This is a genomic window from Micromonospora cabrerizensis (assembly GCF_022230955.1).
In the GTDB taxonomy this organism is placed as follows: domain Bacteria; phylum Actinomycetota; class Actinomycetes; order Mycobacteriales; family Micromonosporaceae; genus Micromonospora; species Micromonospora cabrerizensis.
This window is the reverse complement of record NZ_JAKKFI010000130.1, coordinates 1-12692: the sequence shown is the minus strand read 5'-3', so window position 1 is coordinate 12692 and position 12692 is coordinate 1. Positions and strand designations below refer to the sequence as shown.

Here is a 12692-nt window from a genome sequence, read left to right as displayed (position 1 = left end):
GGTCCCGGAGCCCGCGGCGACCTTGGCGGTCCCGGAGCCGGCGTCGGCCCCGGCCGTGCCGGTGCCGACGCCCGGCCGGGAGCTGGACCTGGCGGCCTGAGGGGAGCGGGGTCGCCGCCCGGCGGCCCCGCCCGGCGCAGGGGCGACCAACACGCGACCTGTCTTGTGCTATCGCGATGTATCGCGTTACTGTTCCTCCCTGTCAGGCGCGTGTCCGCGCGTCGTCGAGGGGAGGAAGCCCATGCCCGGATGGACGGTCGAGAGCCCGCAGCGGCTCACCGTGGACGGCCCGGTCACCCGGCTGGACGTCCGCCTGGTGAGCGGCCGGCTCAACGTGGTCGCCACCGACGGCCCGACCCGCATCGACGTCACCCAGGTCGGCCGCCGCCCGGTCCTGATCGACCACTCCGACGGCCGGCTCACCATCCGTCAGCAGCGCGGCCACGGCTGGTCGGACGTCCTGCGCTGGTTCCGGATGATCCACCGCTACCCCCGGGTGGACGTCTCCCTCGCCGTGCCCGCCGACGTCCTCGCCGACCTGGGGCTGGTCGCGGGCTCGCTGGTCGCCTCCGGTCTGCGCCGGCAGACCACGGCGCGCGTCACCGCCGGTCAGATCACCCTGATGGGGCTGCGCGGCAACACCTCCGCGACGATCACCTCCGGGCCGGTGGAGGCGCTCGGCGTCCGGGGCGACCTCACCCTGGAAACGGTCTCCGGAGAGGTGATCCTCGCCGACAGCGCCGCTGACCGGGTGCGGGCCCAGACCGTCTCCGGCGCGATCACCTGCGACCTGGACAACCCCCGGCGCAGCGAGATCCGGTTGACCACCATCTCGGGCAGCATCACCGTCCGGGTCCGCGAGGACAGCGACCTCGCCGTCCAACTGCACACCGCCTCGGGCCGGATCACCAGCGGCTTTCCGCAGGTACGCACCTCGACGTTCCCACTGCGCAGCAGCGAGGGAGTGCTCGGCGACGGCGAAGGTAAGCTCTGGGCTTCCGCGACCTCGGGGAGCATCGCCCTGCTCGCCCGTGCGGTCGACGCCGAGGGGGAGGAGCTGCCGTGACCGCCGTGTTCAGCCACGGGCGGCTCCGGCTCTACCTCCTCAAACTCCTCGACGACGGCCCGAAGCACGGCTACGAGCTGATCCGCCTGCTGGAGGACCGGTTCCTCGGGCTCTACGCGCCCAGCGCCGGCACCATCTATCCCCGCCTGCAACGGCTGGAGGCCGAGGGGCTGGTCAGCCACACCGCGGCCGGTGGCCGCAAGACGTACGACATCACCGACGCCGGCCGTGCCGAGCTGCGCCAGCGGGCCGGCGAGCTGACCGAGCTGGAATCGGACATCGCGGCCTCGGTGGCGGACCTCTCCAGCCTGGCCGGCGAGATCCGCAGCGAGGTGCGCGGGTCGGTGCGCGACCTCAAACGGGAGCTGAGCGAGGCCACCCGGCAGACCCGGCGTACCCGGTGGGAGGCCCCCGCAGCGTCGCCCCGGCCGACGCCGACCGCCGGACCGCACGCCCCGCTGCTCGACGAACTCGACCAGCGGCTGGCCGCGTTCACCGCCGAGGTGGGCCGGCTCGTGCGCGCCCGACAGTTCAGCGAAACCCAACTGCGCACCGCGATCCGGCTGCTCGACGGCGCCCTGGACGGGCTGCGCCGCCTGCTGCGCTGAGCAGGATCAAGGTTCGGGTCACGACTCACAGGGTTTTTGCAGGAACCGTCCAGCGCCGGCGCAGTGACGTCATCGATGATGGGCCCATGCCCGCTACCCAGACCGAGGCGCGACTCCTCGTCGTCGAGGACGACCCCAACATCCTCGAACTGCTCTCCGCGAGCCTGCGGTTCGCGGGCTTCGACGTGGCCACCGCGACAAGTGGGAGCGCGGCGCTCAACGCCGCCAAGGACCACCGGCCCGACCTGGTGGTGCTCGACGTGATGCTTCCGGATCTCGACGGCTTCGAGGTCATCCGGATGCTCCGCGAGGGCGGCACACGTACCCCGGTGGTCTTCCTGACCGCCCGGGACGCCACCGACGACAAGATCCGTGGGCTGACCCTGGGCGGCGACGACTACGTCACGAAGCCGTTCAGCCTGGAGGAGCTGACCGCCCGGATCCGCGCCGTGCTGCGCCGCACCACGACCGGCGAGCAGGCCCCGTCCCGGCTCACCTTCGCCGACCTGGAGCTGGACGAGGAGACGCACGAGGTGCACCGGGCCGGCCAGCGCGTGCAGCTCTCGCCGACGGAGTTCAAGCTGCTGCGCTACCTGATGCTCAACGCCAACCGGGTGCTGTCCAAGGCGCAGATCCTCGACCACGTCTGGAACTACGACTTCCGTGGTGACGACAACATCGTCGAGTCCTACATCTCCTACCTGCGGCGCAAGGTCGACACCACCCAGCCCCGGCTGATCCACACCCTCCGCGGCGTCGGGTACGTGCTGCGCAAGCCGGCGGCGTGAACGCGGTCCAGCAGGCGAAAGGGCGGGTCCGCAGCGTTCCCCTGCGGGTGAAGCTGGTCGCGTCGGTGCTCGCGCTGGTCTCCGTCGCGCTGGTGGTGATCAGCGTCTCGACCGCTTACTTCCTGCACAACTACCTGGTGGACCAGATCGACCTGGAGCTGCGCGACTCGGCCGACCGGATCCAGTCGATCATGCCCTCATCGAACACGAACTCCGTCTCGCTGCCCAGCGACTACGTGGTCGTGCTGACCAGCCCGATCACCGGCAAGGTGCGGGACTTCGCCTACGACACGTCCCGCTTCAAGACCGCGGATCTACCGCCCTGGCCGAGCGACGCGGCCGGGTTCCAAGCGCAGGAGAAGGCCCAGGATGGCAAGCCACGCACGGTCCGCGCACGGGACAGTTCGGTGCGCTGGCGGATGTTCTACATCGAGCGGCCGGACGGCCAGATGGCGGCCATCGGCGAGCACCTGACCGACGTCGACCTGGCCGTCAAGCGGCTCGCCTGGATCGACCTGCTGGTCGGCGGCGCGGTGCTGATCATGTTGGCGTCGGTCGGCGCGGCGATCGTCCGCACCAGCCTCAAACCGCTGGTGGAGATCGAACGCACCGCCGCCGCCATCGCCGGGGGTGATCTGACCCAACGGGTGCCCGACCCGGAGCAGGGCCAGGAGCATCCCACCTCCGAGCTGGGTCGGCTGTCTCGCGCGTTGAACGCGATGCTCACCCAGATCGAGGCGGCGTTCACCGCCCGAGCCGCCTCGGAGACGTCGGCCCGCTGGGCCGAGAGCGCCGCCCGGGACGCCGCCGCCTCCGCCCAGGCGTCCGAGGCGCGGGCCCGGCGCTCCGAGGAGCGGATGCGGCAGTTCGTCGCGGACGCCTCCCACGAGCTGCGGACCCCGCTGACCACCATCCGCGGCTTCGCCGAGCTGTACCGGCAGGGTGCGGCGCGGGCACCGGAGCAGACCGCCGGTCTGCTGCGTCGGATCGAGGACGAGGCGGCCCGGATGGGGCTGCTGGTGGAGGACCTGCTGCTGCTGGCCCGGTTGGACCGGGAACGGCCGCTGTCGCTGACCCCGGTGGAGCTGCCGGTGCTCGCCTCCGACGCCGTGCACGCCGCCCGGGCGATCGCCCCGGATCGGCGGATCGAGCTGGAGATCGAGCCGGACGCGGGCCCACTGGTCGTGTCCGCCGACGACGCGCGGCTGCGCCAGGTGATCGGCAACCTGGTCACCAACGCGCTGACCCACACCCCTCCGGACGCCGAGATCCGCGTGCGGTTGCACAGCGAGCCGGGCGGCTTCGCCGTGGTGGAGGTCGCCGACACCGGCCCGGGCCTCTCCCCGGAGCAGGCCGAACGGGTCTTCGAACGGTTCTACCGGGCCGACGCGGCGCGGACGCGACGAGCCGACGGCAACACCGGCACCGGCCTCGGCCTGGCCATCGTGGCGGCGCTGGTCGCTGCCCACCACGGCTCGGTCTCGGTGGCCGAGACGCCCGGCGGTGGCGCGACCTTCCGGGTCCGGCTCCCGCTGCTGGCACAGGTCGAGGGCGCGGGCGAGTGACTTTCAGCCAACTTCCAGGACGGTTCCAGGTTGATCGCAGTGCGGAGGGAGAAGGTAGTCCCATGACCGAGTTCGAGTCCGACCCGCAGCGCCGGCCGGCCCCCACCGACGCCGAGCCGTCGCACCCCTCCGCCGAGCTGCCGCGTGACGAGCGCGCGCAGTCCGACTCCCCGACCACTCCCGTCCCGGTCGTCCCGAGCGCCGGTGACGACACGGAGACCAGGGCCGTCACCCCTGTCGCGTCCGCCGGCCAGCCGGCCAGCGCGCCGCCGGCCACCCCCCAGTCGACCGGGTACGAGCCGCCGACCGCCGCCCAGCCGACGACCGGGTACGAGCCACCGGCCGCCACCCCGTCCGCGCCGCCGTACCCGGTCTCCGGCTACCCGGCGCCCGCCCAGCACGGCTACCCGCAGCCAACCGCCGGCCACCACCCCGGCGCGCCCTGGTACGCGGGCCAGCAGTCCGGATGGGCTGGCGGGGGCCAGCCGGGCGCGTACCCGCAGCACGGGCAGCACCAGCAGCACACCCAGCACCTCGGCCAGCACGGGCAGCACCCGGGCCAGCCGGTTCCGCCGTGGGGCCCGCAGGTCGCGCCGCCCGGCAGCGGCCCTCGGCCGAGTCGGATCGCCAAGTTCGCCGGAGCGGGTGTCGCGGTGTTCGCCCTGATGCTCGGCTCGGGCGTTGCCGGCGGTGCCCTCGCCCTCGCCCTCGACGGGGACGGTGGCGGCGTCACCCGCACCTACTCGGCGGCACCGGTCATCAACAGCGCCGACCTCCCGAAGATTGCCGCGTCCGTGCAGGACAGCGTCGTGTCGATCACCACCGACAGCGGTGAGGGCTCCGGGGTGGTCCTCAGCGACGACGGGTACGTGCTGACCAACAACCACGTGGTCGCCAACGCCGCCGGTGACGCCGTGCAGGTGATCTTCGCCGACGGCAAGAAGGCCGATGCGAAGATCATCGGTACCGACCCGAAGACCGACCTGGCCGTGGTGAAGGCCAACGGGGTCAGCAACCTCAAGCCGGCCAAGTTCGGCGACAGCGACGCCATGCAGGTCGGCGACCAGGTGCTCGCCCTGGGCAGCCCGCTCGGCCTCCAGGGCTCGGTGACCTCCGGCATCCTCAGCGCCCGGGACCGCACGATCCGGGCCGGCGAGGGGCAACCGCAGGACCCGACCCAGCAGCAGAGCCAGGCCGCCAGCTCGATCTCCGGCCTGCTCCAGACGGACGCTCCGATCAACCCCGGCAACTCCGGCGGCGCGCTGGTCAACACCCGGGGCGAGGTGATCGGCGTCAACACCGCCATCGCGACCTCCGGGCAGAGCACCGGCAACATCGGTGTCGGGTTCGCCATCCCCAGCAACAAGGCCAAGGACGTCGCGGGCAAGCTCCAGCGCGGCGAGAAGGTCAGCCACCCGTCGCTCGGGGTGGGCGTCAACCAGGCCGAGGGCGGCGGCGCGCTCGTCGCGTCGGTCACCCCGGGCAGCCCGGCCGAGAAGGCCGGCCTCCAGCGTGGCGACGTCGTCACCCGCTTCGGCGACAAGCCGGTCAACGACTCGGACGACCTGGTCGGCGCGGTGCAGGCCGGCAAGGTCGGCGACCGCGTCGAGGTCCAGTTCAAGCGCAACGGCGCCGAGAAGTCCGCAACCGTGACGCTCGCCGAGACGTCCTAACAGATATCTCCACCTGCTTCCTTCCTCCGGCGGCGGGTGGCGGGGCCGAGGGGGTCGGCTCCGTCACCCGCCGCTCTTTTCCGCCCGACGGCGGTTCACCCGGATCGGGTGAACCGCCGTCACCCGTCTGTCCGGCACGTTCGGCGGGCGAGTCTCGGCGATTCGGAACCGGGGGTGGGTGCCATGACCGAGGTGGTGGATGTCCGCGACGACCAGCGGATCCAGCGTGACGTCCTGGCGCAGTTGGCCTGGGACGCCCAGCTGCAACCCAACGAGATCGGCGTACGCGTCGACCAGGGAGTGGTCACCCTGACCGGGTTCGTGGACGGTGCCGCCCGCAGCTGGGCCGCGACCCGGTGCGCACAGCGGGTCCGGGGCGTCCGGGCGGTGGCCGACGAGATCGAGGTGCGGCTGCCCGGCACGCCGGGGCGTACCGACGCCGAGGTCGCCCTCGCCGCGTCCCGTGCGCTGGAGTGGGACAGCTTCGTGCCCGCCGAGCGGCTGGACGTGACAGTGGCCAACGGCTGGCTGATGCTGCGCGGTGAGGTCGAGTTCGGCTGGCAGCGGCGCGCCGCCGAGGGGGAGCTGCGCCGACTCGACGGCGTGCGGGGGCTCACCAACCTCATCGAGGTACGACCTCCGGCAGCGCCGGCCGCCGACCGCTTGCGACGGGACGTGCAGCGGGCGTTGATGCGCACGCTCGGTGCGGAGCGGGTGACCGTCGAGGTGGACGGCGACACGCTCGTCCTCGCCGGGGTGGTCCGCTCCTGGTGGGAACGCGACCAGGTCGAGCGGGTGGCCTGGTCCGCCCCCGGTGTGCGGGCGGTCCACGACCAGCTCCTGGTGGGCGGGTGAGCATCCGCCCTGTCCCGTTTACCCGTGACCTCACCGGGAAATCGCCGCCGACCGTCTGGACCGGCGGTGACACCGCACCGGGGATCAACGGGGAGGACTCGTGGCCGTGAACCACTCGCCTGCGGGCCGCCCGGAAGAGCGGTCGTTGCGCATCGCGATGGTGGTTCCACCATGGTTGTCCGTGCCGCCACCCGGCTACGGCGGCCTCGAACAGGTCGTCGCCGGCCTGGTGGACGCGCTCTGCGGGCAGGGGCACGAGGTCACGCTGTTCGGTGCCGGTGACGACCACGGCACGGCGGCCCACGGCTTCGTCTCCACCGTTCCCGAGGTCCAGTACGAGCGGCTCGGCGAGTCACTGCCGGAGCTGGCCCACCTGGCCAGGGTGAATCGGCTGATCACGGCGGCCGACTTCGACGTGATCCACGACCACACCACGATCGGCCCGCTGGTCGCCGGCCGCCGGGCGGTGCCGACGGTCGCGACCGTGCACGGCAACCCCGTGGGGGAGTACGGGGAGGTGCTCAGCGACATCGACTCCGGCGTCGCCCTGGTGGCGATCTCGCACACCCAGCGCCGGCTGAACACCGACCTGCCCTGGGCCGGCACGGTGCACAACGCGCTGGACATCCATGGCTTTCCGCGGAAGACCAGACCCGGGACGGGACCGGTGCTGTGGCTGGCCCGCTTCAGCCCGGACAAGGGCCCGGAAGTCGCCATCCGGGCGTGCCGGGAGGCAGGGGTGCCGCTGCTGCTGGCCGGCAAGTGCAACGAGCCGGCCGAGCGCCGCTACTACGAGCAGGTCGTCGCGCCGCTGGTCGACGAGAACGTGACGGTCGTGCTCAACGCCGGCCGCGCGGAGACGCTGCGGATGCTCGTCGACGCCCGTTGCCTGATCATGCCGATCCAGTGGGAAGAGCCGTTCGGCATGGTGATGCTGGAAGCGATGGCGACCGGCACACCGGTGGTCGCGCTCAACCGGGGGGCCGTGCCGGAGCTGGTCCGGCCCGGGCTGACCGGGCTGGTCTGCGATCGGCCGGAGGAGCTGGCCGCGGCGGTGCTGGCGGCGGAGCGGCTCGACCCGAACGACTGCGTGGCGCACGTCGCGGAGAACTTCTCGGTCGAGCGGATGGCGGACGGCTACGCGGCGATCTTCCGACGCTTCGCCGCCGACCGGTACGACATCCGCGAATCGGCCCGGATGCCGGCTCGCTGACCCGCCCGCCCGGCGTGCCCGCGGGGTCAGACCTCGGCGCCGCCGAGCTGCGCGATGGCGGCGTCGAGCCGAGACGCGTACGCCGGACTGATGCCGCCCTCGCCGAGGCGGACCGCGACCTTCTCGCGCAGCCGGGCCACCGGTGGTGCCAGCTCGTCGCGGCCGGCGCTGACCGCGGCGGTCAGGTTGCGCAGCTCGTTGCGCAGGTCGAGGCCCACGTCCTCGCGGATCTCCCCGGCGCCCAGCCCGGCGCTGATCAGCCCGTCGACCCGGTTGGCGGCCTCGACGAGGGTGCCCGGATCCGAGGTGGGCGCGCCGGTGCTCGGCTTCCTCGACGGCGGGGACGCGCTCGGTTCGGACGACGCGGGTGCCGGTGGGTTGCTCGGCGGGGTGGTCGCCGGGGCGACCGAGGGCTGCGTCCGAGGTGTCGGCTCGTCCTCGGGCAGAAGGGCCACACCGCCCAGCGTCACAGCGAGGGCGAGCAGCAGCACCAGCTGTCGACGGGACCAGCCCGAGTCGGCCGCTGTCCCTCCCGCAGCCGATGGCACGGCGACCGGCTGCGGCGGCAGGGGCTGGGTGGGCACCCGGATGGTCGCGGTCGGGGGATCGGGGGGCAGCAGCTGGTCGCGCAGCACGGCGGCGACCTGCCGGGCGGTCGGCCGGTCGGCCGGGTCGCGGGCGAGGCTGCGCAGGCAGATGCGGGCCACCGGTGGGGGCAGGTCCGGCAGGTCGGCCAGCGTGGGTGGCGGGCCGTCGGCCAGCGCGGCGCTGAGTTGCTCCCAGGTGTCCGCCGGGTACGGGACCCGGCCGGTGAGCGCCTCGTGCAGCAGCACGCCGAGCGAGTACACGTCGGTGGACGGCTGGGCCGGCGCGCCGTCGAGGCGTTCCGGGGCCACGTACGCCGGCGTGCCGAACGTCTCGCCGTCCTCGTCCTCGTCGGGCGCGCCGATGCGGGTGGCGATGCCGAAGTCGAGCACCTTGACGCCCGTCGCGGTCATCATCACGTTGGCCGGCGTGACGTCCCGGTGCACGATGCCGAGCCGGTGCGCCGCGGCCAACGCCTCCGCGACCTGGGCACCCACCTCGATCGCCTCGGCCCAGGGCAGCGGCCCCTCGGTGAGCCGCAGCTCCAACTCCTCGCCGCTGAGCAGCTCCATCACCACGAACGAGGTGATCGAGCCGTCCGGGTCGACCGTCTCGCCGTAGTCGTGCACCGAGGTCAGGTGCGGATGCACCAACTGTGCGGCGGCCCTGGCCTCCTCGCGCACCATGCCCCGGAACCGCGCGTCGGCGGCCAGCGAGGGGGCGAGCACCTTGAGCGCGACGAGCCGGTCCAGCACCTCGTCCCGGGCACGCCAGATGACCGACATGCCGCCGGCGCCGATCTGGTCGAGAAGTCGGTATCTGCGAGCCAGTAACCGGCCCGGATGCAGTGCTGCCTTCACCGATCGCACCTGCCTCAGGGGTGGGAGCCGTATCAGGTTGCGCGAATGTCTCCGGCCTGTCAACGCCGTCGTCGTCCGCTGTCGACGGGCGGTGCCTGCCGTGCGCCGACCGCCCGGTGCCGGCGGCCGGCAGGTCGGCTGCGCGCCCGTGCCAGGATGAGAGGCATGGCGGCGGGACCGGTGGCATTCGTGCTCGGCGGCGGGGGCGTCCTCGGCGCGGTCGAGGTGGGCATGTTGCGGGCGCTGTTCCGCGCCGGCATCAAACCCGACATGGTGCTCGGCACCTCGATCGGCGCGGTGAACGGCGCGCTGGTCGCCGCCGACCCGTCGGAGGCCGTGACCGACCGGCTGGTCCGGCTCTGGGCCTCGCCGGAGGCCAGTGAGGTGTACGGCGACTCCGTCGCCCGGCAGTTGCGCCGCTTCGCCGCCCGTACGCACCTGCACTCTCCCCGGCCGCTGCGTCGGCTGCTGGAGACCGAGCTGGGTGTGGACACCACCTTCGCCGACCTGCGGGTGCCGTTCCGCTGCTGCGCCGCCCACATCGAGCGGGCGGCCGAGCACTGGTTCGACAGCGGCCCGGTGGTGCCGGCGGTGATGGCGTCGGCGTCGGTGCCGGGCCTGCTCCCACCCATGGAAATCAACGGTGCGCACTACGTGGACGGGGGCATCGTCAACTCCATCCCGATCGGCGAGGCGGTGGCCGTCGGCGCCCGCCGGATCTACGTCCTCCAGGTGGGTCGGATCGAACGGGAGCTGACACCGCCACGCCGGCCGTGGGAGATCGCGCAGGTCGCGTTCGAGATCTCCCGTCGGCACCGCTTCTTCCGGGAGTTGGCGGCACTGCCCGAGGGGGTGGAGGTGCACGTCCTGCCGACCGGAGGGCTGAACCCCCGCGACGACACGCCGTGGGCGTACCGGGACATGGCGGCGGTGGGGCGACGGATCAGCCGGGCGTACACCGCCTCCCGGCGCTATCTCGCCACCCACGTGGAGCGATGATGCCGCTGCCCCCCAGGTGGCTGCGCCGGTTGCTGTTCGCCCCCGCCGTGGTGACGCTCGCGTTCGTCGTGGTCACCACCCTGCCGATCTGGGCGCTGCTCGCCGCCGCCGCGTCCCCGCTGGTCCCGGGTCGGTTACGCCCGCTGCGGCTGCTCTGGATCGGCTGTGTCTACCTGGTCTGGGACGCCGCCGCTCTGCTCGCGCTCTTCCTGCTCTGGGTGGCCTCCGGCTTCGGCTGGCGAACCCGGTCCCCGGCCTTCCAGCGGGCGCACTACGTGCTGGCCGGCTGGTTCCTGCGGGTGCTGTTCTGGCAGGCGCGCTGGACGCTGCGGTTGCGCATCGACGTGGTGGGCACCGACCCGGACACCGCCCTGCCCGGCCGGCCGGAGCTGGTGCTCTGCCGGCACGCCGGGCCGGGCGACTCGTTCATCCTGATCCACGGGTTGGTCAACTGGTTCAACCGGGAGCCACGGATCGTCCTCAAGGACAGCCTCCAGTGGGATCCGGCTGTCGACGTGCTGCTCAACCGGCTGCCCAACCGGTTCATCGCGCCGACGCCGGAGCGCGGCGAGGAGACGGTCCGCCAGGTCGGGCACCTGGCCGCCGGTCTGGACGACAACGACGCGTTCGTGATCTTCCCCGAGGGCGGCAACTTCACCCCCAAGCGACGACTGCGTGCCATCGCCCGGCTACGTTCCCTCGGGCTGGAACGCATGGCGCTGCGCGCCGAGCGGATGCGTCACGTGCTCGCCCCGCAGCCCGGCGGAATGCTCGCCGCGCTGGACGCCGCCCCGGACGCCGGGGTCATCTTCGTGGCCCACACCGGGCTGGACCGGATGCTCACCGTCGCCGACGTCTGGCGTGAGCTGCCGATGGACAAGCGGATCGTGATGCGGTTCTGGTCGGTGCCACCGGAGGAGGTACCGGTCGGGCGGCAGGAACGCATCGACTGGCTCTTCGACTGGTGGGCGCGGATCGATGCCTGGATCGCGTCCAACCGGGACAATGCCGCGTAGGGTGCGGTCGTGGATCAGATCTGCGTGGTGACGACGGTGGTGGATGCGCGTTCGGTCGCCGACGTGCTGGCGGCTGCGGCCGTCGCCGGCAGGCTCGCCGCCTGCGCCCAGGTGGGCGGTCAGGTGGACAGCACCTACTGGTGGAGGTCCGGCGTGGAGACCAGCACCGAATGGTCGGTGCAGTTCAAGACGGCACCCGACCGGCTCTCCGCGTTGGTGGACCAGATCCGGGTCAGCCATCCGTACGAGGTGCCGGAGATTCTGGTGTCCAGGGTGGAGAGCGGCGACCCGGCGTACGCCACCTGGGTGCACGAGCACACCCGGCCCTGAGTACGCGCACTCTGGGCCCCACCCCGGTCGACTCCCGATGATGACCGGGTGGACGACACCCGCTATCCCTGCCCCGCCTGCGGTGCTCCGGCCGACCTGACCGTCGGTTGCACCGGCTGTTCGCGTGCGCCCGACCCGACCGCCGCCGAGGTGGTCCGGCTCAGCCGGGAGATCGCCCAGCTCGAGCCGCAGGTGGACCGGGCCCGGCACGCGTACGCCGAGCTGGCCGGTCGCCTGTCGGCCCTGTCGCGGCGGCGGGCGGAGCTGGCGGCGGTCGTCCGTGCCGGGTTGGCCGCCTCCGCCGGGGCACGCCCGGCGCCTCTCGTCGGGCCGGTTCCAGCTCTCGTCCCGGCCGCGGCGCGGGGCGCGGCGGAAACCTCGACCCGGACCGTCCAGGGGCTGCTCTTCGTCCTCGGTGGACTCCTGCTGGGCACCGCGGCGGTCGTGTTCACCGCGGTGGCCTGGGCGGCGGTGGGGGTCGGCGGACGGGCGGCCATCCTGGCCGCGTTCACCGCGCTCGCGCTCGCCGTGCCGCTGCTGGCGGTCCGCCGGGGGTTGCGGGGCACGGCGGAGACCTTCGCCGCGGTGGGTCTGCTGCTGGTGGTGCTGGACGGTTACGCGGCCTGGTCGGTGGACCTGGCCGGGGTGGCCGGGTGGCCGGGCAGCCGGTACGCCGCGCTGGTCGGGGGGGCCAGCGCGGCGGTCGCCGTGGCGTACGGCCGGTGGAGCGGGTTGACCGGGCCCTGGTTCGCCGCACTGCTGGCCGCCCAGCCGGTGCTGCCGCTCTTCGCCGTCGGGGCCGAACCGGGTGCGGCCGGTTGGGCGCTGGTCCTGCTCGGGGTGGCACTGCTGAACCTGGCGGTGCTGGCCGCGTTGCGCGGGCGGGACGGCACCGCGCGACTCGTCGGTCGGGTGTCGGCCGGGATCGGCCACGTCGCCGCGCTCGTCGGTGCCGCCGGCTGCGCCCTGACGCCGCTGGTCCTCGGGCGGGCGGCAGGTTCGCCACTGCTGGCCGGGCTGCCGCTGCTGCTGGTCGCGCTGACCGGGCTCGGTGCGGCCTGGCTGGTCGGGGGGCGGACGCTGCGGGCGGTGGCGGCCGGGCTGCTGGTGCCGGTGCTCGCCGCCGCCCTGCTG

The 12692-nt window shown here is 73.2% G+C and carries 11 protein-coding genes and 1 pseudogene; 11 read left to right on the top strand and 1 reads right to left on the bottom strand.

Annotated elements, in window-relative coordinates; all coding sequences use genetic code 11:
- Nucleotides 1–241: 241 nt before the first annotated feature.
- The 7 genes from LADH09A_RS31275 to LADH09A_RS31245 all read left to right on the top strand — a co-directional run bounded on the left by LADH09A_RS31275 (nucleotide 242) and on the right by LADH09A_RS31245 (nucleotide 7768).
- A complete protein-coding gene (locus tag LADH09A_RS31275) occupies nucleotides 242–1066 on the top strand; it encodes a DUF4097 family beta strand repeat-containing protein (protein WP_238649262.1) in 825 nt (274 codons plus the stop codon).
- Nucleotides 1063–1674, top strand: a complete 612-nt coding sequence (locus tag LADH09A_RS31270; RefSeq protein WP_238649261.1) for a PadR family transcriptional regulator — start codon at nucleotides 1063–1065, stop codon at nucleotides 1672–1674. Before LADH09A_RS31275 ends, LADH09A_RS31270 begins: the two co-directional genes overlap by 4 nt.
- A gap of 86 nt (nucleotides 1675–1760) precedes the next feature.
- Nucleotides 1761–2462, top strand: coding sequence for a response regulator transcription factor (locus LADH09A_RS31265; protein ID WP_030336721.1), 702 nt, complete (start codon nucleotides 1761–1763; stop codon nucleotides 2460–2462).
- Nucleotides 2459–4027, top strand: coding sequence for a sensor histidine kinase (locus LADH09A_RS31260; RefSeq protein ID WP_238649260.1), 1569 nt, complete (start codon nucleotides 2459–2461; stop codon nucleotides 4025–4027). Before LADH09A_RS31265 ends, LADH09A_RS31260 begins: the two co-directional genes overlap by 4 nt.
- Before the next feature lie 62 nt (nucleotides 4028–4089).
- Complete coding sequence (locus LADH09A_RS31255; protein ID WP_238649259.1) at nucleotides 4090–5700, top strand: trypsin-like peptidase domain-containing protein; 1611 nt, start codon at nucleotides 4090–4092, stop codon at nucleotides 5698–5700.
- 183 nt (nucleotides 5701–5883) lie between these two features.
- Nucleotides 5884–6555, top strand: a complete 672-nt coding sequence (locus LADH09A_RS31250; RefSeq protein WP_238649258.1) for a BON domain-containing protein — start codon at nucleotides 5884–5886, stop codon at nucleotides 6553–6555.
- 157 nt (nucleotides 6556–6712) lie between these two features.
- On the top strand, nucleotides 6713–7768 hold the full coding sequence (locus LADH09A_RS31245) for a glycosyltransferase (protein WP_238649263.1): 1056 nt from the start codon (nucleotides 6713–6715) through the stop codon (nucleotides 7766–7768).
- 26 nt (nucleotides 7769–7794) lie between these two features.
- Here LADH09A_RS31245 and LADH09A_RS31240 read toward each other — a convergent pair whose 3' ends face one another.
- Nucleotides 7795–9213 carry a serine/threonine-protein kinase gene (locus tag LADH09A_RS31240; RefSeq protein ID WP_238649257.1) on the bottom strand — a complete coding sequence of 473 codons (1419 nt, stop codon included), beginning with the start codon at nucleotides 9211–9213 and terminating at the stop codon, nucleotides 7795–7797.
- A 165-nt stretch (nucleotides 9214–9378) separates the two neighbouring features.
- Here LADH09A_RS31240 and LADH09A_RS31235 point away from each other — a divergent pair, with 165 nt between their 5' ends.
- The 4 genes and pseudogenes from LADH09A_RS31235 to LADH09A_RS31220 all read left to right on the top strand — a co-directional run.
- Nucleotides 9379–10212: a patatin-like phospholipase family protein gene (locus LADH09A_RS31235; protein WP_238649256.1), complete on the top strand. Its 834-nt coding sequence runs from the start codon at nucleotides 9379–9381 to the stop codon at nucleotides 10210–10212.
- Nucleotides 10212–11228 carry a 1-acyl-sn-glycerol-3-phosphate acyltransferase gene (locus LADH09A_RS31230; RefSeq protein ID WP_238649255.1) on the top strand — a complete coding sequence of 339 codons (1017 nt, stop codon included), beginning with the start codon at nucleotides 10212–10214 and terminating at the stop codon, nucleotides 11226–11228. The genes LADH09A_RS31235 and LADH09A_RS31230 overlap by 1 nt, the downstream gene beginning before the upstream one ends.
- A gap of 9 nt (nucleotides 11229–11237) precedes the next feature.
- Complete coding sequence (cutA, locus tag LADH09A_RS31225; RefSeq protein ID WP_179780796.1) at nucleotides 11238–11558, top strand: divalent-cation tolerance protein CutA; 321 nt, start codon at nucleotides 11238–11240, stop codon at nucleotides 11556–11558.
- 48 nt (nucleotides 11559–11606) lie between these two features.
- A pseudogene (locus LADH09A_RS31220) lies at nucleotides 11607–12692 on the top strand (SCO7613 C-terminal domain-containing membrane protein); the annotation flags it as partial.

What these genes read in the sequence shown, in the direction of transcription:
- LADH09A_RS31275 (WP_238649262.1), top strand. Translation starts at nt 242, where the DNA reads ATGCCCGGATGGACGGTCGAGAGCCCGCAGCGGCTCACCGTGGACGGC.
- LADH09A_RS31265 (WP_030336721.1), top strand. Translation starts at nt 1,761, where the DNA reads ATGCCCGCTACCCAGACCGAGGCGCGACTCCTCGTCGTCGAGGACGAC.
- LADH09A_RS31255 (WP_238649259.1), top strand. Translation starts at nt 4,090, where the DNA reads ATGACCGAGTTCGAGTCCGACCCGCAGCGCCGGCCGGCCCCCACCGAC.
- LADH09A_RS31250 (WP_238649258.1), top strand. Translation starts at nt 5,884, where the DNA reads ATGACCGAGGTGGTGGATGTCCGCGACGACCAGCGGATCCAGCGTGAC.
- LADH09A_RS31245 (WP_238649263.1), top strand. Translation starts at nt 6,713, where the DNA reads ATGGTGGTTCCACCATGGTTGTCCGTGCCGCCACCCGGCTACGGCGGC.
- LADH09A_RS31235 (WP_238649256.1), top strand. Translation starts at nt 9,379, where the DNA reads ATGGCGGCGGGACCGGTGGCATTCGTGCTCGGCGGCGGGGGCGTCCTC.
- LADH09A_RS31230 (WP_238649255.1), top strand. Translation starts at nt 10,212, where the DNA reads ATGCCGCTGCCCCCCAGGTGGCTGCGCCGGTTGCTGTTCGCCCCCGCC.